Consider the following 23,242-nt stretch of genomic DNA (forward strand, 5'->3'; position numbering starts at 1 on the left):
ATCGAGGATTTGTTTAATTGTAAATTATAGATAAATATGGTATATACGTTTTCATTTGAAAAACTTAATGTTTGGTTAGATTCTAAAGAACTAGTTGTTGAAATTTATAAAGTAACTCAAAACTTCCCTGGTGAAGAAAAATTTGGATTAACCAATCAATTAAGACGTGCTTCAATTTCGATTGCTTCAAATTTAGCTGAAGGCACTTCTAGAAACACGGGTAAAGACAAAGCTCATTTTACAACTTTATCTTTTAGTTCTTTGATGGAGGTTTTAAATCAAATTATCATATCTAAAGAATTAAACTATATTTCTGATTCAGATTATCAAAATTTAAGGGTTCAAATTGAGAAAATATCTAATAAGCTAAATGCTTTACGTAAATCACAACTCAACAATTAAACGATTCAACTGTTCAACAATAATAACATGGTAGATATCACACATAAATCAAACACCCTTCGCGAAGCAACTGCTCAAGCTATCGTTAAGGTTAGCAAATCTGAAACAATAGAAGCTATTAAAAATAACACGGTTCCAAAGGGAAATGTATTTGCTATGAGTAAGGCAGCAGGTTTATTAGGTGTTAAAAAAACGCCTGAATTATTACCAGATTGTCATCCACTACCAATTGAATACACTGCTATTGATTACGATATTAATGGGTTGGAAATTACCATTACTTGTACAATCAAAACCATCTATAAAACTGGTGTTGAAGTTGAAGCGATGCATGGCGCAAGCATTGTTGCTTTAAATATGTACGATATGTTGAAGCCTATTGATAAAGGCATTGAAATTCATCATATTAAACTATTAAAGAAAAAAGGTGGAAAATCTAGTTTTAAAAACCGTTTTAGAAATCAATTAAACGCTGCTGTTATTGTATGTTCCGATACTATTTCTGCAGGACAAAAAGAAGACAAAGCTGGGAAAGCAATCATTGCTAAATTAGAAGAAAGCAATGTTGCAATAGCAGATTATATCATCATACCAGATGAAACAAAAATCATTCAAGAAAAAACCAAGGATTATGTGTCTCAAGGGGTGGATATGGTTATTTTTACTGGAGGTACAGGACTATCAAAACGTGATGTAACACCTGAAGCTTTAGCACCACTTCTTGAAAGAACCATTCCAGGCATTGAAGAAGCTATTAGAAGTTACGGCCAAAACCGTACGCCTTATTCAATGCTATCCAGAAGTATGGCAGGAACGATAGAAAGCACCTTAGTTTTAGCATTACCTGGTTCAACCAATGGTGCTAAAGAATCTATGGATGCTATATTTCCATCGGTATTACATGTGTTTGGAATTTTAAAAGGAGCAAGACACGATTAATGAAAGCCCATAATGGGCATTTAAAAAAATAGCCAATACTAATTGATGGCACATTTACTTTGTAAACTATGAAGGAGCAAAACAACATATTAACCGATACTTTTGGTAGAGAACATACGTATTTGCGCATATCACTAACCGAATTATGCAACCTACGATGCACCTATTGTATGCCAGCCGAAGGCATACAATTATCACCAAGGTCTCACATCATGAATTTCAACGAGGTCTATACCATTGCTAAAACCTTTGTTGACCGTGGTGTAACCAAAATTAGATTAACAGGTGGCGAACCTCTTGTGAGGCGAGATGTAGCTATTATTCTTAAAAAATTGGCATCATTGCCTGTAGAACTTTCAATGACCACCAATGCGGTGATTGTTGACCGTTATATCGATTTATTGAAGGAATGTAACATCATGAACCTTAATGTGAGCTTAGACTCTTTAGATGCAGTAAAATTCAAAGAAATTACACGTAGAAATGATTTCGATAAGGTTGTTAAAAACATGCATTTGCTCATTCAAGAAGGGTTTAATGTAAAGCTAAATGCTGTATTAATAAAGGGGTTTAACGACAATGAAATTATCGATTTTATTAACCTCAGTAAAGATTTACCTATTTCAGTGCGCTTTATTGAATTTATGCCTTTTGATGGTAATAAATGGGATAAAGGTAAAATGGTATCCTATGCCGAAGTGATGGAATACGTAAATGCAGCTTTTGATAAGTCTCAAGTAATTCGTTTACAAGATGCACCTAACGACACCTCAAAAAACTACAAAATTAAAGGATACAAAGGCTCTTTTGCTATTATAAGCTCGGTTACCAATCCGTTTTGTGATTCCTGTAATCGTATTCGATTAACGGCTAACGGACGATTAAAAAACTGTTTGTTTTCTGCTACAGAGTCTGATTTATTAACACCACTTCGCGAAGGAAAAGACATCACACCAATGATTCAAAAAGCAGTGCAATCAAAATTTAAAGTTCGTGGTGGTATGGATACTTTAGAAAAACTGGAAACACCAGATTTGCATGGTAAAAACCGTAGTATGATTACTATTGGAGGATAAACATTCCTGAGTAGGCAGGAATCTCTATCATACCTCCGTCATTGCGAGTACAACGAAGCAATCTGTTCTTCTTTAGTTTCAATTTTAAAGATTACCACGACGCTTACACCTTTTCTAAAGCTTCAGTGTTCGAGTCGCTCCTCGTAATGACTTAAGTTTGTTATAATCCTCCTCAGTATCAACATCCAAAATACTTGTATCTAACTGAATTGTTATTACGGAGTCCGCGTACTTTTCAAGAATAGCTTTAGCACCTTTATCACCATCTATAATTGATAACTCTTCCAAATAAAATGTATCAAATAACGCTGGAACACCTGATTTTCCATTGGGATATTTTGTTGCTATAATTTGGTGCTTATTGGCATTAAATACACTTACCACCTCTTTTAGATAAGAGCTATGTATTAAAGGTTGGTCTGCCAAAACTACTAAAACACCATCTATTGGATTGTTGTTTTTAATGTGATTAACTCCAAAAGCAATAGAATTTCCTAATCCTTTTTCCCAATTTGGATTATGAATAATTTCAATAGGGTAAGATTCAATTTTAGAAATTATTTGTTCACTATTCGCTCCAAGCACCACTATGGTTTTAGAAGTGTCTAGTTGTAGTGCATTGGTTATAGCATTTTCAATCAACGTCGTATTATTCCATGGTAATAATTGCTTAGGCTGTCCCATTCTTGAGGAACTTCCTGCAGCCATTATTAACGTAGCTATGTTTTTTGTTGCATTCAATAGAATAAAGTTATGCCATTCCGAATAAATGTGAGGAATCTCATTAAAAAATTAACCCTCTAAATTTATAGATTTCTAGTACACTCGTTCCTCGTTTTGTCGAAAGGCAATTAATTATGAATCCCTCCTACTTTTTCTTTTAACGCCATAGGTGTTTGCTCTCTCACAACAGATAATATTTCAGAAAGTATCGAAATAGCAATTTCTTGCGGTGTTTCTGCACCAATATTTAAGCCAGCTGGTCCATGGATGAGTTCTAAAAACTGCTCATCAACTTCTGGGCAATACTCCAAAAACTGAGACAATAGCTTCTCTCTTCTGTGCGAAGGTCCTAACATACCTATATACACAGGCCTCGTATCTTTTAACTCTAACAAATATTTTAGGTCATTGGCAAAGTTATGAGACATTAATACAATAGCAGTTTCGCTATCTATAGAATTTAACTCTAAATCGTCTGGAGATACGGAGTGAAACGCTGTGGCTCCAGGGAAATTTTCAATAGTTTTAGATTCCAATGGTCCAGAAACAACAGTAACTTCCCAGCCATTAAAACTTGCTAACTGACATAATATAACAGCATCATGTTCTGCACCAAAAATCATGAGTTTAAAACAAGGAGGCATCTGTTGTGTAAACTGTAAAAGTGGGTGTTCGGACTCCGTTATATTTGAAAGAGCATATGCTTGTCCTTCAATTTCTAAAGTACTTCCAATACCTTTTATGATACCTTCCTTTTTTTGATAATTAGACTGAATTACAAATTCTTGACGTGTATCTAAGCACTTTACAAATGCATCAAAAAAAGCTTCATCTGGCTTAAACGCTTCTAAAAGAATGTATAAAACACCTTCGCAACCTAATCGGTAACGGCCATCATAAGTCATCATTTTAGATTGTCCGTCTTGAAAAACCGATTGTGATTGTCGTAATATATCTTTTTCTACACAACCTCCACTAACCGCACCTATCATATCATTGTTTTCAACAATAAGCATGCGAACTCCAGGTTTTCTATACGAGGAGCCATCAAGTGCCACCACAGATGCCAAGACTGTTTTTAACCCATCTTTTTTTGCTTCAAGATGGGCTTGTACTATGTCCTTAAATTCGTGAGTCATAAACTATCCAACAACAGGCTCTACATCCATATTATTCATATATGGCATTTTCGTTAAACGTTTCCCTGTTGCCTTATAAATAGCATTTGCAACTGCTCCTCCAACTGGTGGTAAGGTTGGCTCACCAAGTCCTGTAGGTGCTATGTCACTATCCATAAAATGAACATCCACCTGAGGCGTTTGTAACATTCTAATAAGTTGATACGAATTATAATTATTTGATTGAGGAATACCATCATTAAAGGTCAGCTCTCCATACATAGCATGTCCTATACCATCTATAACGCCACCAACAACCTGATTTTTTGCTCCTAATGGATTTACTACAATACCACAATCTACAGCAACAGTTACTTTTTTAACCACCGGAACATCATTATCCATTACAATATCGGCGACCTCAGCGACATGTGTATTATGACAATAATACACAGCAAAGCCTTGATAAACACCATTTTCTTTTCCGTAGTTAGATTCTTTGACTACTTTTCGGATTACACCTTGTAATCTTTCTGGGCTATATTGAATACGCTCATCGGTTGTACCTTTTACCTTATCCAATAAATCCATGTGTAGTTTTATACGATCTACTCCCATAGCCTCAGCAAGTTCATCAAAAAAACTTTGCTCACAACTAGCTAATACATTGGTATAAGGTGCTCTCCAAGCGCCTGTAGTAATATTACTTTTATAATTTGCGGTGTCAACTTGATAGTTCTCGATAGCTCCAGCTGGAAAAAAGTTAGGAATTAACCCATACATATTACTGTTGATTGCTGCTTCTTTTAAATGATATCCTGTAAGTTTTCCATCTTTAATGGATGCGGCAATTCGATATTTAATTGCTGGTCGGTATATTCCATCAGTCATATCATCTTCTCTAGAGAACACAACTTTTACTGGTTTTTTAGCTAAATGTGAAACCTCGGCTGCTTCTAAAGCAAAATCGCCATATAAGCGTCTTCCAAAGCCTCCACCCATTCTTGTCATTTCAAGCGTAACTTCACTTGCATCTCTCCCAAGCATTCTAGCCACTTGTCCTGCGGTTCCTGCAGGTGTTTGGATTGGCCCTACTAACTCAATTTTATCAGTAGTGACGTTCGCAAAAAAGTTCATGGGCTCCATACAATTATGAGGCACAAATGGTGTTTCATAAGTACGTTCTAACACTTGGTCTGCTTCAGCAAAAGCTTTTTTTACATCACCATCTTTACGTCTAGTATCAAATTTGTCTCCATTAAGCAATCCTAATAAAGTTTCATCGTGAAACGCCGTACTTTCGGCTTTAGAATCTTGAGTCCAATTTGCTTTTAATGCTTTTTTTCCTTTCATCGCTGCCCAAGTAGAGTTTGCTAGAACTGCAATTTTATCTCCAAACTTAATCACATCATTAACTCCGTTAACTGCTCTTGTGTTAGTGTCGTCAAACGATTCTAGTTTTTGTCCAAAAGCTGGAGGTCTAAGCACAGAGGCATATTGCATTCCTTCTTGCTTATAATCGAGCCCAAATAACGGTTTTCCTGTCACAATTTCATCAATATCTACATTACTGATATCTTGTCCTATAATGTGAAAATCTTTAGGATCTTTTAATGTTACATCTTCAGGAACTTCTAATAAAGCAGCCTCTTTTACAACCTCACCATAACCCAATTTATCTCCATTAGCATTGGTAATTATGCCTTTATTAGTTTTACATTCTGAAGCAGAAACGCCCCATTTTGCAGCTGCAGCATTTACCAGCATTTGTCTAGCAGTTGCTCCTGTTTGACGTAGTGGCTCCCATCCTTGTCGTAACGATTGGCTTCCACCTGCCACTTGTCTTGTATAGTTTTTTGTGTCTAATTTACCTTGAACTACGTGCACATCTTCCCAAGCTACATCCAATTCTTCGGCTATAAGCATTGGCATAGACGTTTTTACCCCTTGTCCAATTTCAGGGTTAGGCGCAAAAATAGTTACCTTACCTTCATCGGATATTTTAATAAATGCGTTAAAATCATTATAGTCTAAAAGACTTAAGTCAATTGGAGGTTTTACATCCTCCTTACAAGCAGTAAATAAATTAAATCCTACAAGCATACCTCCACTCGCTAAAGCCGAAGTTTGTAAGAACGATCGTCTGCTAAAACTAATTTTGTTTGAAGTTTTCATAATATCTGTTCTTTTAGGATTAATTCATTTTTTTGATGCCACTTCTACTGCTTTCTCTATACTATTGTATGATGCACATCTACAAATGTTTCCATGCATGGCGCTTCTAATTTCCTCTCTACTAGGGTTGGAGTTGTTTTCTAAAAATGCGGATGCTGTCATGATTTGTCCAGACTGGCAGTAACCACATTGTGGTACATCTATTTCTTTCCAAGCTTCTTGAACAGGATGGTCACCATTTTCCGAAAGACCTTCAATAGTTGTAATTTCCATTCCTTGGGCATTTGCTACTGTTGTTGTACAACTTCGAGTTGCATTTCCATTTACATGAACTGTACAAGAACCACATTGTGCTATTCCACAGCCATATTTAGTTCCTACGAGATCCAAATTATCTCTTAACACCCATAATAAAGGTGTGTCAGCATCAGCTTCAACAGAATGTGATACTCCGTTAACTTTTAATTGAAACGTTGGCATATTTTTATTTTTAATTAGTTGTTTATCCTTTCATGAAGACATAAGGTGTCTAAAATTACTAAAAAAATTACTAGCAGTATTTTCTTTTAACAAAGAATTTAAAAAGTAATCGATTTTATTTTATGTAAATCATTTTTTGAAACATAATTAATTATATTGTAGTGCTTTAAGAACTGATCTGAATAATTTTAACAAACATATTTTAATAATTATCATGAAGTATAATTTTTTTAGTAAAACCCTATTAGTATTTCTTTTAATAACTCCTGTTATTTTAATTTCACAAGAATCGAATGAAAAGAAACCTGATTCAACAAAAAAAGCAACTAAAGAGTTGCCTTTGGAGCCTGAAAGAAAAGTGTCTTTTACAACTAATCAAGGCACTTGGCTATCTTTAGATGTTCATCCTGATGGGAATACCATTGTTTTTGATATGATGGGAGACTTATATACCATTCCAATCACTGGAGGAAAAGCGACCAGAATCACTCAAGGAATGCCTTACGATGTGCATCCTAGATATAGTCCAGATGGAAAATCAATCGTGTATATTTCTGATAAAAGTGGGTCTGATAATATTTGGACGATGGACTTAGAGTCTAAAGAAGAAAAACAACTCACCAAAGATAAAAATCAGCATCATTTTTCAGCAGAATGGAGTCCAGATGGCGATTATATTGTTGGCACAAAAGGGCGACGAAACATTAAGCCTTATCTCTACCATAAAGATGGTGGCTCTGGTGCGCAATTAATTAAAACGCCTACTAATTTAAAAACCATCGATCCAGCATTTAGTCATGATGGAACACATATTTATTTTTCTAGAAGAACTAATGCATGGAACTATAATGCGTCGCTTCCTCAGTATCAAGTCATGACGTTCGACAGAGAGGATGGTGACACAGAAATAATTACTACTAGGTATGGTTCAGCATTTACACCAACACTTTCTAATGATGGAAAATGGTTAGTTTATGGTAGCCGTTTTGAAGATAAAACAGGATTGGTTCTAAGAAATTTATTAAATGGTGACGAACGTTGGTTAGCATACCCTGTACAAAGAGATGAACAAGAATCTATTGCAGCACTTGGTGTACTTCCTGCCATGTCCTTTACACCAGACAACCAAAACCTTATTGCATCCTATGGTGGGAAAATCTATTCAATTTCAATTAATTCTAATAAGGCAACAGAAATTCCTTTTGAGGTTGATGTTGAATTAGATTTAGGTCCAATGGTATCCTTTAAATATCCAATAAGTGATAATACTGAGGCTTTTGTAACTCAAATTCGTGATGCAGTACCATCGCCTGATGGAAGCAAATTAGCATTCACCGCTTTAAACAGATTGTATGTGATGGATTTTCCAAGTGGTATTCCAAGACGAATCACTAAAAATGATTTTACCGAAGCACAACCTTCTTGGTCTCCTGATGGTACCCAACTAGTGTTTACCACATGGAAACAAGGAGGAGGTCATTTATACAAAGCCAATGCTTCTGGAAGAGCAAATATTGTACAACTCACCAATGAAGCAGGAATATTTAGTAACCCTTCTTGGTCATACAATTCTAATCGTATTGCCTTTATGAAAGGTAGCGCACAAACTTATGACGATGCCATTGCGCCTTCAACTGGTAGAGCAACCGAAGAAATTGCTTGGGTATCTAGCAACGGTGGAACTATTACAGTGATTGACAAATCTAAAGGGAGAAGACTTCCACATTTTACAAAAGGAAACGACAGAATTTATTTAAATCATGGAGCTAAAGGGCTTATCTCAATTCGTTGGGATGGCAGTGACGAAAAAAGTCATTTAAAATTAACTGGGATTACAACCTATGGTTCCTCAGATGTTTTTGGAGGCGAGCATAGCGTAATGCCTACAGCAGATGAAGGATGGAGAGAAAACCAAAGAGCGTCGCGCCCAACCGAAATTAAAATTTCCCCTAATGGCACTCATGGCTTAGCGAAAATCAATAACGATATTTATACGGTTATTATTCCTAAGATTGGTCAAACACCTCAAATATCTTTGGCTAAAGCCGAAGGTGCTGCATTTCCTGCAACTAAACTAACGGTTATGGGTGGCGAGTTCCCTACTTGGGGTTCAAAAGGCGATAATGTGCATTGGTCTTTAGGATCAAGTCATTTTGTATATAATCTTCCTGAAGGAAAAGCTTTTGCTGATAGTTTAGCACTTGCAAAAAAGAATGAAAAAGCTCAAAAAGAAAAGAAAACTGACAGTACAGAAAAGAAAGAAGACAATAAAAAAGAAACGCCAAAGTTTAAAGCTAAAGAGTATAAAATTAAAGTCGGTTTTAAAAAACATATTCCTGAAGGAAATGTTCTTCTAAAAGGTGGTCGTATTATCACAATGAAAGGACAAGAAGTTATCGAAAATGGTGATGTACTCATTGAAAATAACCGTATTAAAAAAGTTGGTGCTTCAGGAAGTTTTGAAGTTCCAAGAGGTACTAAAACCATTGATGTTTCAGGAAAAACCTTAACCCCTGGATTTGTTGATACGCATGCACATATGTGGCCAAATTGGGGAATTCATAAAAGTCAAGCTTGGGTATATGCAGCCAACTTAGCTTATGGTGTTACTACCACACGAGATCCTCAAACAGCAACCACTGATGTACTTACCTATTCCGATATGGTAGATGCTGGCATGATGCCTGGACCAAGAGTCTATAGCACTGGCCCAGGAGTAGGTTATTGGGGTTATAAAATTGAAAGTTTAGACCATGCCAAAGAGGTACTTAAACAATATAGTGAGTACTACAACACGAAGAGTATTAAAATGTATTTGGTTGGAAACAGACAGCAACGTCAATGGGTAATAATGGCAGCAAAAGAGTTACAACTGATGCCAACAACCGAAGGCGGTTTGGATTTTAAGCATAACATGAAGAACTTAATGGATGGTTATCCTGGACATGAACATTCGTTCCCAATTTATCCATTATACAAAGATGTGATACAAACAACAGCTGAATCTAAAATGGCAGTTACACCAACCTTATTAGTGTCGTATGGAGGCCCTTGGGCAGAAAATTATTATTACTCAAGAGAGAATCCTTATCACGATAAAAAGCTACAGTATTTTACGCCTTATGAAGAGTTAGCTGGAAAATCTAGACGACGTCCAGGGTGGTTTATGGACGAGGAGCATGTATTCAAGAAACACGCTGAATTTATGAAAGATTTAGTGGAAGCTGATGGTATTGGTGGTGTTGGTAGTCATGGGCAATTACAAGGGCTTGGTTTTCATTGGGAATTATGGTCAATAGCAAGTGGTGGTATGAAAAATTACGATGCTTTAAGAACCGCAACCATTCTTGGTGCTGAAGCTATTGGATTGGATACCGATTTAGGATCCATTGAGTCTGGTAAGATTGCTGATATATTAATCATGGATAAAAATCCACTAGAAAATTTACGCAATACGAATACCCTAACCCATGTGATTAAAAATGGTGTGGTATATGATGCCAATACACTAGATGAAGTAGCTCCAAAAGCGAAGAAAGCAGACGTGTTTCATTGGCAAACTAAAAAACCAACAGGTTTACCTGGAGTGAAAAATTAAACATATAAATTCGGTTTAACACTGACTTTAGCAATTATGAGTGGGGTCATCCTTTCCTGAGCTTGTCGAAAGGTAGTCGGATCCACTGTAATTGCTGTTATATATTGTTGAGTACAAGCACTGAAAAAGAAAAATGAATACAATTGATTACTTAAATGAACTTGGTAAAAAAATTGAGTTTTCAAGAGAAACAAATAACATTGATAGCCTAAATTCACTAATTAAAATAGGAGAAACTGAAAACACTGATTCTTTTTCAAATTATGAGAAATCAATTTTAAATTATTTTATTGCAAATGCCTATTCCTATAAGAATAATTTAATTCATCCAAATCGAGAAAAATTTCCATTTGAAACTCCTGAATTAGAAAAACAAATAACCCATTTAAGGATCGCAATTTCATTAATTGATAATAAAAACCCGTACTTGAAATGTCAAATTCTAACTAACCTTGGATCTCTTTTTAGTCATTTAGGACGAGTTTCTGAAGCACAGGAATATTATGACAAATGCTTAACTATTGATTCAAATTTTGGAATGGCAATAGGAAATAAAGGATTTTCACTAGGCTATTATTCAAAATTAATATTTGATAAAGATCAACAATTGATTTTTTTGAGAGAGGCTAGAAAATATCTTCTAAAGTCAATTAATTGTAATGATATTTACGAAGAAGCAAAACTTGATTTCCAAAAGCACTTGCAAGAACTCAATAAATATATTCCTAAAGAATATTTAAAAGCTAATTTAAAGTATGACTATAAGCATAAAAACAAAACTAAAGAAGAACTTGATTATAGAAAATGGTGTTCGAGTAACAGATTATTTGTGAATCCATTAAATGATATTTTTAACACTGAGATTGTAGAACACGACTATCTTTTTGTTCCATCAATGACATTAAAAAATGATGAAAAACCAATTTATCAATCTATATTTAATCAGATTAAACAAGAATATATTACTTCTCGATATTTCTTTTATGAATCTCTATTAATAGATAAAGTTCACTTTGCAGATAAAGACGTGACATTAATGGATATTAATGACTTCTCAATTTACTCAATTCACATTGAGAAAGTTAAGATTTCATTCAGAATGTCGTATTCAATATTTGATAAAATTGCTTATTTAATAAATATATATTTTGATTTAGGTCATTCTTTCAGGAACGTAAACTTTAGAAATGTTTGGTTTAAAAATAAAGGAAAGAATAAAACTCCACACGAAAAAATTCAATCTTCAAACAATTGGGCATTAAGAAGTCTTTATTGGTTGAGTAAAGATTTTTACGACAAAGATTTTAACAATTCGATTGAACCAGAATCAGTAGATATAGCTACAATAAGAAATTTTTTAGAGCATAAGTCGTTTAAAATTATAGAGTCATATATTCCAAATTGGACTAACCAAACAGAAACTTACGAAATAGAAAGAGAATTATTTTATGACAAAACTTTTAAACTATTAAAAATCTGTAGATCAGCTCTAATGTACTTAACTTTCAGTCTTCATTTGGAGGAAGAGAAAAAAGGAAAAGGAAATAACTTTATTCCGATAGAATTTTTAAAAATAGAGGATGATGAGAAAATCTAGCCAGTGCCCAACAATGCATATAAAAATTACTTTTTCAGTAAAATAGAATGTTTCTAAAAACAAAAAAAGATTAATTTTAAACATCGGAAAATTACGCTTTCAAAAACGCAACTTCCCATATTCTAACCGTTATGTTCTGTTTTTATTTAAATCAATTCAGTAATTATTCTATTAAATTGTTTATCTGTTAAAACAGGTTCAAAATATTTTATGTAACCGATTAATTCACTCAATAGTTTTACACTTACATATTTGAATTCACCTTTTGGTTTATTATTAATCATTACTATAAGATTACGAATCGGAACTTTTTGCTCTCCCCAATGATGGTCATACAAAGTTATATTTTCCGAAATGTATACATAAAGAGCAAAATTTGACCTTTTAATTTGTTCGATTGGTGATCTTAGACTAAGAGAATTGACAGATGACTTACTCCAGTTTTTCGTCTCTATTATAAAAATTCCTGCTTTTGATATTAAAAGATGGTCGATTTGAATTGAATAAATTCTTTGATTTTGTTTTTTGTAAAAAATTGGACGAGAAAAACTAAGGTTGAAATCATTAATTAAAGCATAATCATCTGAAAGCTTTTTGATTTCTTTTACAACTAAGTTTTCACCTATTGCTCCAGAAATTAGATTTCGAGAGCTCTCCAAAACGTTTCGTGTGTTTTCTAACTTTTTAATTTTAGATTTTGCGCGATTTTCAATTAGGTTTTGTTTTCCAGTTTCGTACATTCTTATGAAAATTTCATCATTTTCAATATTTTGACTAATGTTCTTTACTGACGAACTTATCAGTTTAGTTTTATTGACAACGTAGTAATTTAATTGTTTTTTTAGTGAATGTAGTTTTATTCTTGATAGTAGTTTTTTTATGAAGTTATTGCTTTTGGTATTTATTGAATCAATTTTTGTCTGTAAGTCACAAATTCTACTATCTATTTTATCTGTTTCTGAATTTATAATTTCAGCTTTTTCTTGTTTTCTTTGTTTTAAATTAGTACAAGTTTTAAAGTATTCATTATCCAACTTTTTAGATTCATTCTCAAGAATATTTAGTTTTTCAGTGTTATAATTTGATAAAAATTCATTAACCTCTTTCACAGAACTAAATCTGGAAATCCCATTGTTTTCTAATTCAGATTTTAAGGATTTCAGTGATTCTATTGTTCCGTATATTCTTGCCATTTACGAATCCCTTAAATTACAACTAACTTGTCTTTAATATTAATAAGAATCTTTCATCCAGTTATAAGGCTTTCTTTTTACCCACATACCTCTTGTGAAATCTGGGAAATCTTGAGGCTCACCATTATTTTCAATAGATAATTCCGAAAGTGGTGTAATTGCACTCCAAGCAGCAGCATCGTAAGCATCCATTGGTGGAGCAATGTTTCTTTTTGCTGATTCTATAAACGCATGAATAACAAAAAAGTCCATCCCTCCATGTCCTGCTCCTGTTGCGTGTTCGCCATATTTTTTCCAAAGTGGATGATCGTATTTTTCTAACCATTCTTTTGAGTCATCCCAACGATGTGGCTCAGATTGTCCTTCAATATACATTCTATCTCCATCTTTTTCCCATAAACCATTAGCACCTTGTACTCTAAAGCCTAAAGAGTATGGTCGAGGCAAATTACAATCATGGGTTACAATAATGGTTTCACCATTAGTGGTTTCAATCGTGCTTGTAATGACATCACCTTGTTTAAATTTTAATTTAGCATTTGGGTGTTCTTTTCCGCCATGTTTCACAATATAATTATGTAATCCAATGGCTTTGGTCGCATTTGAGGTTATTGATGAAAACCGATTGCCTCGATTAATGTCGCACATGGTTGCAATAGGTCCAACGCCATGTGTTGGATAGACATCGGCATTTCTAAGTAAGGAATGTTGCGTTCTCCAAGCGGATTCCGAAATACCTTTATCACCAAACTCCACGCCTTTTCCGTAGGCTGATTTTCCATCATTTAATTTTACAAAACGCAAATCGTGCTGATAACCACATCTAAAATGCACTAACTCTCCAAATATATCTTGCTTAACCATATTTAGCACAGCCAAAATATCGCGGCGGTAATTTACATTTTCGAGAATCATCATATGTGTTCCTGTTTGTTCATGCGTATTTACCAAATCCCAACACTCTTCCATCGTATTTGCTGCCGATACTTCTAATCCAGTATATTTTCCTGCCAACATAGCGTCTTTCGCCATTCTTGTATGCCACAACCATGGTGTTGAAATAATAACTGCATCAACTTCTTCAAGTTCTAATAGGTTTCGGTAATCGTATTCGTCTTTACTAAAAACCTTAGGTTTCTTTTTTCCTTTTTTCGAAATATTATCTAAAGCTAGAGTAATTCTATTTGGATCGATATCGCAAATAGCTGTCACCAATACATCCTCTCTATTCAGCACATTATTTAGGTGATTTGTGCCTCGCAAACCTACACCTATAAGTCCTACTTTTAATATATCTTTTTGCGTATTTGAAACCATCCCAAAGGTGGTGTTTGGAAGCATTGATAATCCTGCTCCTGCAATTGCCGATTGTTTTATAAATTGTCTTCTTGAACTCATTTACTTTATTTATTTGGTTGATCTTGAAAAAATACTTTTTTAAAAATATGAAAATTACGCTATAAATAGGTCTTTTATAAAGTAGTATAATGCGAAATGTAACTTTTTTAAAAAACCTGTGTCTAATAAGTATAGAGCGAAGAGTTCCAATACGTAATGAAACATAAAGTAAGTCTTTAAAGGTAGGCCTCTAAAAAGAAACATTAACAAACAATACTCTTAAAAACTAAATTGCAACTAGTTTGTATAATATAAGAGCCACATATAACATGTAGCTCTTATTAATTTGTAGTTTAGTCTTTTTTTAATGTTGGGTAAGTAACTCCTAATTGCTCTAAATAGGATTTATACTTAGTCTCATCATAATAGAATTTTTCTAACTGACTTCTAAATTGTTTTTGTTTGTCTTCATTGAGATAAATAGGAGGTAAATCGTCTGCCGAAATCATTGGTTGGTACTTAGTATCCTTACTTTGCTCATTATTAAAATAATCCCAAGCTTGTTCCACTAAATCTGGTTTGGTTAAAAAATCTATAATCGTCATTGCTTCTACTTTGGCTCCTGCAGTTACACCTTTATGAGCTATTGGAGTTGCCATTGCAATGGCATTACTCCAATGATGTCCTTGTAATCCTGGAATGTTTGACGGAAACCTCATAGTGACTGTTGGTACTTTCCATGATACATCACCAATATCATCCGATCCTCCACTTACAGGACTTTTAATAGGTAATCCTAATTTACTTAGCTCTTTACTTAAGCCATTTGTTCTGTTTGAATTTACTTCTTTTTGTACAGCTTTTGCTAGTGTTTGATCTTCTTCAGACCATTCTGGTAAACCAACAGTTTTAATATTATCATACATAGTTTCAGCAATGGTTTTATTAAAATGTCTTGGCCATGCAGTCCCTAGTATTTTCGAACTCATTGTGGTTTTAGTCATAAGCGCTGCACCTTTAGCCATATCGTTGGCTTCTTTGTACATTTCCATAATGCCTTCATACGTAACATCTCTAAAGTAAAACCATATAGAAGCCTTAGAAGGCACTACATTGGGTTGATCGCCAGCATCTGTAAATATTGAGTGGGATCTTTTTAAAGGATGTAAATGCTCGCGTTTATAATTCCAACCTATATTCATGAGTTCGGCTGCATCTAATGCACTTCTCCCTCGCCAAGGTGATCCTGCCGAGTGTGCCGATTCGCCTTCAAACGTATATTCAACCGAAATTAAACCAGTACCTCTCGCCGCACCATAAGACACAGATAAATTACTACTTACATGTGTAAAAATGCACATATCAATATTGTCAAAAAGACCATCACGCGTGTACCAAGCCTTTGCTGCCACAAGTTCTTCGGCAATTCCTGGCCAAAGGATAAGGGTTCCTCCAATATTTTCGCGCTCCATAATTTGCTTTACTGCCAATACAGCTGTAATGTTTAATGGAATCCCAGCATTATGACCTTCACCATGTCCTGGTGCACCATCGACTATTGGTTTATGATACGCTACTCCTGGATATTGTGATGCTTTTGGAATACAATCCACATCACTTCCTAAAGCAATTACTGGTCCTTCGCCATTACTCCATGTAGCAAACCACGCAGTTGGAATTCCAGAAACAGCCTTTTCAATTTTAAAACCATTGTCTTCAAGTATTCCAGTTAAATATTTTGATGATTCAATTTCTTGAAAGCCTAACTCTGCAAAGCTAAAAACCTTATCAACCATAATTTGCGATTGCTTATGGTTGGATTCTACAATTTGAGCAACTTCGGCTTTAAGCTTTTCAATTTTTTTCTTAGATAATTTTTTTTGCGCAAATATTGTTTGAGAAAATCCTAAACACATAACGCTTAAAAATAGTACTGTAAACTTCTTGTAATTTAACATGGTTGGTAGTTTTAATTAAAATTTCTTAAAAAGTAAATGAAATTGATAGTCCGGAATAATTTACATTATCATAGAGTCCAATGGCTCCTTGTTGTAGTTGTAGTTTTGCTTTCTTTTTATGTTTTCCAGCAGAAATAAACAAAGGGATACTAGCTAATGTAGTAGCTCCTCCTAAATAAGATAGCCAAAGCCCTTTGTTGTTATTTGTAGAATCTCCATCTACTATTCCACCACTCATATTAATACCGTATCCACCAACTATCATTGCGACTCCTCCAACTAAAGTAATCCAACCAGCCAACTTATTTGCTTTTTTCTTACGGATGTGAAAATCGTAAAGTTCTTGTGATGCTTTTTGAGAGTTTTTTGGTATTTCTTGACTAACTACTTGACTTATAAAACCTAAACTAAACACAATGAGTAATAATGTTTTTTTCATGCTATGATATTTAAAGCAGGCAGGGCATAATAAGATTTGAACTTACATGTTAAAGTTAATTATTTTTTTTATAGTATTCCCCTAATCAAAAAACAGTTTTTAACCACAACATTGTTGCCGTTTGATATTTCAATAAAATAAATTCCTTCATTGAGGGAACTTAGATTTACTGTTTTAAAAGTAATTATTAAACATTAATAAAACCATACACATAAATAAGAAAGACCTAACAAAAATGTTGGCCTTTCTTAAGTTTTAATTTCACTTTTAATAATATTTATAATAAAGTGTCTTTTACTTTTATATAGTACTTACTTATTAAATGAAACAAAATATCTTGTTTAATAGGCTTTGGAATATAATCATTACAACCTGATTCCTTTGCTTTTAATTTATCTCCTGAAAAGCAAAAAGCTGTTTGAGCTATTATAATAACTTCTTTGTTAAATTTTCTAATTTCTTTCGTAGCTGAATAACCATCTAACAATGGTAAGCCTACATCCATTAAAACAAGGTCTATGTCATGATTTTTTTCACATAATTTTATAGCCTGAATACCATTATCGGCCAAGATAATTTCCGAAGAAATTTTAGTTAAAAATTTTCTTAATATTCTTTGCCATATCTTATCATCTTCAACAATTAAAATTTTTAGCTTTGACTTTTTAGACCGCTTATTATCTGTTTTCTCAAGTACAATACTAGTGTTAATTGACTCACTACTCATATAAGGTATTTTAAAACAAAATGTGGATCCTAATCCAAATTCAGATTTAACCTCTATATCGCCCCCTAAAGTTTCTATAAACCGTTTTGCTATAGTAAGCCCCAAACCTGTACCATCGTAAATATTTTCACCTCCACCATGTGCTTGTTTAAACCTTTCGAAAATTACATTTTGTTTATGCTTTGGAATTCCTACACCTGTATCCTTTACGTAAAATTCTAATTCAAAACCTTTTATGTTGCACCCAAATTCAATAGATCCTTTTTGGGTAAACTTAATAGCGTTACTTAACAAATTTTGAAAAACCTTTAATAGTTTTTCACGATCTGAATTGATTACAACATCTTCTTTTAAAACATTACATTTAAGTAAAATTTTAGTTTTTTCATTATTCAATTCGAAAGAAAAGTCGTTATGAAGTTCTTTTAATAAGTCATTGATTTTAAATGCAGAAAAATTTGTTTTTATTTGCTCACACTCAATAGTTGAAATAGTAACAATGTTTTCAATAGTGGTTAGAAGTCTTTTACAGCTTTTATTTAAAACATCTATTTGTTTTACTTGTTTAACCTTTGATGCTCCCTTATTAATAAGCACATTATATATTGCATTAATTTGATTCATAGGAGTACGAATTTCATGACTTATGTTAGCTAAAAAAGCCGTTTTAAGCATGTCGGATTCTTTTGCCTTTTTTAAGGCCTCCCTCAGCTCTTCATGCAACCTATTTTGTTCAAATGAAAAACTTAACTGATTAGAAATAACTTTAAGAAATTCTAAATCGTGTTTCGATTTTACATTTTCGTCATAATCGTTTTGAATTACAAAAGCCCCTATAATCTTTCCGTAAAACTTTAATGGTATACCAAACCATGATCTTTGGCTTTCTTCAACAAAATTAATAAGGCCTTCATGATACAAATCTTCTTCTGAAAAAATCTCAACTTCTCCTTTTGAAAAAACTATTCTAGCTAGGCTTTTTTGTATTGTATACAATAACCCTTCATTATTTTGGTTATTAGTATTATTAGACAAATCTAAAGTATCTCTTTCTTTATCTAAAAACGCTACAAAAAAATGCTTTGCATCAAATACTTGTCCTAATTCTTCTTTAATAAGATTTGGTATGTCTTTTACACTCACCTCTGTTTGAAAAATATTGACAATATTTAACATGAAGTTATTTATGCTCTCAAGTTGTTTTCTTTTTGAAATATTTCTTAGTAAACAAAAGTAACCTAGAACATCTCCAGATTGGTCATATACTATATCATGTGAAGATTCTGTCTCAACTATTCTACCGTCTTTACTTTTTATTACACACTCGGTTAAAGTGTTGGGTTGCAATAACGATTTAAAATACGTGCTTTTTGTCTTGTTAAAATTTACATCTACATGCTTAACCAACATTCTTGATATATGTTTACCTAACACTTCTTCTAGTTGATAACCATATACTTCATTAAAAGCATCGTTTATATAAACGATTTCTTCATTTTTATTTAAACCAATTACAGCATCCGATGAATCTTGGAATATACTTTTTAATATTGGAGATAATTTATTTGTTTTGTAGGTTAGGTTGTTGGGCATGTTTAAAATAGAATTGAAAATAAAATTACTTTAAGTTTACTGTAAACAGTGATTGTAATTTTATTTTGAATTTATCATAAACTCTAAATGACTTCTCAATTCCTCTTCTGAAGGAGTTTTAGTCATCTTATATATTATTTCTCTATTTTTTATAAAAAGTAAGTACGGTGTTTTTTTTACTCTAAACCGTGATGCTAATTCTTCATTATAATCAACATCAATATTTATTATTTTAATTTCCTTTTTATATTCTTTACTTAGTTTTTTAAGTGTTGGCAAAAATAGTTTACACGATTTACATTCCTCTTCATGGAAATCTAATAGTATAGGCTTGTGTCTAAATTTTTGCAGTTCACTTTCAAAATCTTTAACGTCATCTAAAGTGGTCATCATTTATTAATTAATTTTTGGGGTAAAATTTATTGAAGTCGAAGCTAGCGTAATTTAATTCAAGTATAAATCCCTTTTTTTCCTTTTTAACACTCTTTTTTTCCTTTTTTCCTAATTCTATAACAATATGGCGAAATTCCTTCTTGGTTTTTAAAAAACCTGCTAAACGATTTGGTACTTTCGTAGCCTATTGAGTAGGCAATTTCTTGAATACTTTTGTCAGAAAAATAAAGCAGTCGCTTTGCTTCATTCATTTTTCTTTCGTTAATGTATTTTAATGGTGATTTTACTCCTTCTTTAGAAAAAAGGTTTGACAAGGTTTTGGGGGATTTGTTTAATAGAGTTGCGTATTCTGTAACGGTATGTTTTGTTCTAAAAAATTGGTCAACTAAATGAATATACTTTTTTATTAATGACAATTCTCCTGAGTCTATTAACAAAGCTTTATTTAGCTTAAATATTCTTAAACAAAGAATAAGAAAATTATTTAAAAGTCCTTGAAGCATGCCCAATTTAAGATAATTGTTGGTGTGTATTTCTATTTGAAATAAACGCCATAGCAACTCAAATTCATTGATTAAATTATCGGTAATTTTAATTGCCTTTAACCCTCCTTTACCAGTAGAAAATATATTATTCTTAAAGTTTGCCATAGCGTCATTCTTTAAACATCCACCAAATAACCCATTAAAAACTATTACACGAGCATTACAAGATTCCTCAATATTTATCTTAGAAATTTCTGTTAAAAACAACAGTTCGTTTCTCATAAATATTTTTAAGGAATCATCTATTGAGATAACGTTAAGATCAGACCTAAACCAAATAATAGCAAAATAGTTATTATCAAATATAGTAAGGCGTTTTAAGTTTAAATTAGTTAGTTTACTAACCATAAAAAACTCTCTAGAATTACCAAAATACTCCATTTTATTTGCTAATTATATTACAAAAGTAGTTTCTTCTATTACAAGAATTATTAAGCTATATTAATAAATCAATATAAGTTACATACTATCCAAAAACAAAGATGATAGAGGTCAAACTAATCTTTATAAAAAAGATGTATCCATATAGATCTTGAAAGTCTAAAATTAAAAGTACTTAACAATACTGCTATAACAGTAATAATAAAGAAAACTCTTAAGGGAGATAAATCGAAAAAATACCAAAACAAAACCAAGCTTACTACCATTTGTGCAACCGCTAATGCATAACTAACAAACATAGCTCCAAAAAAGAAGCCTGTTTCTTTTTCAAATTTATAATTGCAATTCCCACATCTTTCATTCATTTTAGGCATCCTAAACAATAGGATGTTGCCCTTATAATTAAAAATATTATTACTTTTACATTTAGGACATTTACAATTTAAAGCATTAAAAAACATTTATTATTACATTTAATTAATTATGCTTCAAAATTAGTACTATATAGCTCTATTAGCCATACAACATTATCGCTATTTCTTGTACTTTTAGGACATTTTTTATGAAAATACCTGTTTTACATATTAACCAATTTCAAAAATTAAAACCATTAGATAATTTTTATGTAAATTCTTTTTCAAACCATGTAGAATTAAACTCTAAGCTGATTAATAAACCACATAGTCATAATTTTTATTTATGTATTATGTTTACTGAAGGCAGTGGCGTACATGAAATTGATTTTAATACTTATAGAATTAATCCTGGCAAAGTATTCTTTTTAAAACCTACACAAACACATTTTTGGAAATTTGACACTAAACCTGAAGGGTTTATCTTTTTTCATTCTCAAGAGTTTTATGAATTAACTTTTTTAGATCATGCACTCAACTCATTTCCTTTTTATTACTCTTATCAAAACCCACCTTTATTAGAGCTGTCTCAAAGCGAATTAAACAAACTAAACTTAAAATTTAAAGAACTTTACATTGAATATATGCAAAACAAACCTTTAAAAAACATAAAGATAATTACCTTAATAAGCAGTATTTATATAGAACTAACAAGAGTGTATTCTACCGATATAAGTACAGAAAAATTTACTTCTCCTCACTACTCCAAAATACTTGAAAAAGTAGAAAACTTAATAAATAAGCATTTTTATACTGAAAAGTCGCCAAATTTTTATGCTAATCAATTAAACATTACAACCAAACACCTTAATAGAGTGGTAAAACAAACCATTAATAAGACAACAAGTCAATTAATTTCTGAAAGAATTATATTAGAATCTAAAAGGCTAATAGTTCATTCTAGAGATAATTTGGCTAGTATTGCTAATACGCTTGAGTTTTCAGATTATGCATATTTTTCAAAATTTTTTAAATCAAAAACAGGGTTCACTCCTTTAGATTTTAAGAAAAAATATTTTCGCTAATTTGTTCTCTATAAATAATCACATTTTTTCACTAATTAAAGAACTGTTAGTTTCTCTATAAACTAAATTTAGAGCACGAAAATTTGAACAGACATTTTCTACGTTTAGATTTTGGTATTAATAGCCAATACACTTTAATTAAAAGAAAAAATCTCATAACTATTTACAAAACACATCTCACATCTAGACTTGCAAAAAAAGTTCAATGCAAAATATAATATTAAAAAGGTATAGTAGTTTATTATCATCATAAAGATTTTGAGCCAGATAAAAAGATAGTAATTCAATAAAAAAAGTCCAACACAACTGTTGAACTTTTTAAGTTGGATTAACACTAGAAAACTACTATCATCCTCCACATCTTTCTTTTTCAGATTCAATTATCTCGTTATACTCTTCAACAGATATAAACTGCGGAATATAACTAATCCCATTAAAATCAAGTTCAAAAACAAAACTTCTTAAATGATTTCTTGAACCGCACTTTAAACTATTATAAACATTTAAGATGTCTATATTCTGTGTGTTAGATTCAACCTCGACAATATCTTTAATATCTAAATCTTCAACAGTGGCACCTACTTTTAGTGCCTCAATTAATGAAATATCTATTTGTGCTGTTAATTGATTGTAGAGTTGTTGTAAATCTTGATTTAAAAATATTCCCAATTCTTCTATTACTGGATCTTTTAAGTTGTATTTGTTCAATAAATACAAAATACTGTTCATATGCTGTTGTTCACTTTGCGAAATGTTATAAAATATTTGCTGTTGGTATTTCTCAAAAGCGTATAAATAGACATCTCTAGCTAATTTTTCTTCCTCTCTCAAAAAAACAAGGTCTTGCTTTTCAAGATTGGTTAATTCTAATATTGCTGCGGTATTATCATCATTCTTAGAGCAACTGGTTATAAATACACTTATTATTGATAAGAAGGCTATTATAATTGTTTTCATGATTAAAAATTTAAATTAAACACTATACATATTAGACTTCAAATTTCTATTTAGGTTTAGTATAACGTTTGTAACAAAAGTTACTTAGTAGGTAAGCTTTTCAGAAAAATTTAATGCATAAAAAAAAGTCCAACATTTCTGTTGGACTTTTCTTTGTTTGCTCCCCTTCATA

20 protein-coding genes are annotated in these 23,242 nt (G+C 32.3%); 6 read left to right on the plus strand and 14 right to left on the minus strand.

What is annotated here, in order from left to right; translation table 11 throughout:
* Positions 1-36 precede the first annotated feature (36 nt).
* The 3 genes from E5167_RS10110 (at position 37) to moaA (ending at position 2,417) form a co-directional block, all read left to right on the plus strand.
* Positions 37-402, plus strand: a complete 366-nt coding sequence (locus tag E5167_RS10110; RefSeq protein ID WP_136843685.1) for a four helix bundle protein — start codon at positions 37-39, stop codon at positions 400-402.
* A 27-nt stretch (positions 403-429) separates the two neighbouring features.
* The gene (moaCB, locus tag E5167_RS10115; protein WP_136843687.1) at positions 430-1,341 is read left to right on the plus strand and encodes a bifunctional molybdenum cofactor biosynthesis protein MoaC/MoaB; all 912 of its coding nucleotides are present in this window, start codon (positions 430-432) and stop codon (positions 1,339-1,341) included.
* A gap of 68 nt (positions 1,342-1,409) precedes the next feature.
* Positions 1,410-2,417, plus strand: coding sequence for a GTP 3',8-cyclase MoaA (moaA, locus tag E5167_RS10120; RefSeq protein ID WP_136843689.1), 1,008 nt, complete (start codon positions 1,410-1,412; stop codon positions 2,415-2,417).
* A gap of 114 nt (positions 2,418-2,531) precedes the next feature.
* Here the strand turns inward: moaA and E5167_RS10125 are convergent, their stop codons facing one another.
* The 4 genes from E5167_RS10125 to E5167_RS10140 all read right to left on the minus strand — a co-directional run bounded on the left by E5167_RS10125 (position 2,532) and on the right by E5167_RS10140 (position 6,913).
* Complete coding sequence (locus tag E5167_RS10125) at positions 2,532-3,158, minus strand: nucleotidyltransferase family protein (RefSeq protein WP_136843691.1); 627 nt, start codon at positions 3,156-3,158, stop codon at positions 2,532-2,534.
* Positions 3,159-3,268: 110 nt separating this feature from the next.
* Positions 3,269-4,279 (minus strand): XdhC family protein, encoded by a 1,011-nt coding sequence (locus E5167_RS10130; RefSeq protein ID WP_136843693.1) that lies wholly within the window; start codon positions 4,277-4,279, stop codon positions 3,269-3,271.
* 3 nt (positions 4,280-4,282) lie between these two features.
* Positions 4,283-6,433 carry a xanthine dehydrogenase family protein molybdopterin-binding subunit gene (locus E5167_RS10135; RefSeq protein ID WP_136843695.1) on the minus strand — a complete coding sequence of 717 codons (2,151 nt, stop codon included), beginning with the start codon at positions 6,431-6,433 and terminating at the stop codon, positions 4,283-4,285.
* A 24-nt stretch (positions 6,434-6,457) separates the two neighbouring features.
* Positions 6,458-6,913 (minus strand): (2Fe-2S)-binding protein, encoded by a 456-nt coding sequence (locus tag E5167_RS10140; RefSeq protein WP_136843697.1) that lies wholly within the window; start codon positions 6,911-6,913, stop codon positions 6,458-6,460.
* Positions 6,914-7,127: 214 nt separating this feature from the next.
* On the opposite strand from E5167_RS10140, the gene E5167_RS10145 reads away from it, so the two are divergent.
* On the plus strand, positions 7,128-10,511 hold the full coding sequence (locus E5167_RS10145; protein ID WP_136843699.1) for an amidohydrolase family protein: 3,384 nt from the start codon (positions 7,128-7,130) through the stop codon (positions 10,509-10,511).
* 133 nt (positions 10,512-10,644) lie between these two features.
* Positions 10,645-12,108 (plus strand): LA2681 family HEPN domain-containing protein, encoded by a 1,464-nt coding sequence (locus E5167_RS10150; protein ID WP_136843701.1) that lies wholly within the window; start codon positions 10,645-10,647, stop codon positions 12,106-12,108.
* Positions 12,109-12,254: 146 nt separating this feature from the next.
* Here E5167_RS10150 and E5167_RS10155 read toward each other — a convergent pair whose 3' ends face one another.
* The 9 genes from E5167_RS10155 to E5167_RS10195 all read right to left on the minus strand — a co-directional run bounded on the left by E5167_RS10155 (position 12,255) and on the right by E5167_RS10195 (position 21,040).
* On the minus strand, positions 12,255-13,301 hold the full coding sequence (locus E5167_RS10155) for a nuclease-related domain-containing protein (RefSeq protein ID WP_136843703.1): 1,047 nt from the start codon (positions 13,299-13,301) through the stop codon (positions 12,255-12,257).
* Positions 13,302-13,340: 39 nt separating this feature from the next.
* Complete coding sequence (locus E5167_RS10160; RefSeq protein WP_136843705.1) at positions 13,341-14,699, minus strand: Gfo/Idh/MocA family protein; 1,359 nt, start codon at positions 14,697-14,699, stop codon at positions 13,341-13,343.
* A 293-nt stretch (positions 14,700-14,992) separates the two neighbouring features.
* Positions 14,993-16,597 carry an amidohydrolase gene (locus E5167_RS10165; protein WP_136843707.1) on the minus strand — a complete coding sequence of 535 codons (1,605 nt, stop codon included), beginning with the start codon at positions 16,595-16,597 and terminating at the stop codon, positions 14,993-14,995.
* Between the two features lie 25 nt (positions 16,598-16,622).
* The gene (locus E5167_RS10170) at positions 16,623-17,036 is read right to left on the minus strand and encodes a hypothetical protein (protein WP_136843709.1); all 414 of its coding nucleotides are present in this window, start codon (positions 17,034-17,036) and stop codon (positions 16,623-16,625) included.
* Positions 17,037-17,104: 68 nt separating this feature from the next.
* Positions 17,105-17,224 (minus strand): T9SS type A sorting domain-containing protein, encoded by a 120-nt coding sequence (locus E5167_RS15610; protein WP_136844070.1) that lies wholly within the window; start codon positions 17,222-17,224, stop codon positions 17,105-17,107.
* 89 nt (positions 17,225-17,313) lie between these two features.
* Complete coding sequence (locus E5167_RS10180; RefSeq protein ID WP_136843711.1) at positions 17,314-19,356, minus strand: ATP-binding protein; 2,043 nt, start codon at positions 19,354-19,356, stop codon at positions 17,314-17,316.
* A gap of 60 nt (positions 19,357-19,416) precedes the next feature.
* A complete protein-coding gene (locus E5167_RS10185; protein WP_136843713.1) occupies positions 19,417-19,749 on the minus strand; it encodes a thioredoxin family protein in 333 nt (110 codons plus the stop codon).
* An 83-nt stretch (positions 19,750-19,832) separates the two neighbouring features.
* Positions 19,833-20,675, minus strand: a complete 843-nt coding sequence (locus E5167_RS10190) for a helix-turn-helix domain-containing protein (protein ID WP_136843715.1) — start codon at positions 20,673-20,675, stop codon at positions 19,833-19,835.
* A gap of 116 nt (positions 20,676-20,791) precedes the next feature.
* Positions 20,792-21,040 (minus strand): DUF983 domain-containing protein, encoded by a 249-nt coding sequence (locus E5167_RS10195; protein ID WP_239021980.1) that lies wholly within the window; start codon positions 21,038-21,040, stop codon positions 20,792-20,794.
* A gap of 197 nt (positions 21,041-21,237) precedes the next feature.
* On the opposite strand from E5167_RS10195, the gene E5167_RS10200 reads away from it, so the two are divergent.
* Positions 21,238-22,113 (plus strand): AraC family transcriptional regulator, encoded by an 876-nt coding sequence (locus E5167_RS10200; RefSeq protein WP_136843719.1) that lies wholly within the window; start codon positions 21,238-21,240, stop codon positions 22,111-22,113.
* A 348-nt stretch (positions 22,114-22,461) separates the two neighbouring features.
* On the opposite strand, the gene E5167_RS10205 is transcribed toward E5167_RS10200, so the two are convergent.
* A complete protein-coding gene (locus E5167_RS10205) occupies positions 22,462-23,070 on the minus strand; it encodes a DUF2202 domain-containing protein (protein WP_136843720.1) in 609 nt (202 codons plus the stop codon).
* Positions 23,071-23,242: the final 172 nt, after the last annotated feature.

Origin of the sequence: Pontimicrobium aquaticum, from assembly GCF_005047595.1 — a bacterium.
GTDB classification, from domain to species: Bacteria; Bacteroidota; Bacteroidia; order Flavobacteriales; family Flavobacteriaceae; genus Pontimicrobium; species Pontimicrobium aquaticum.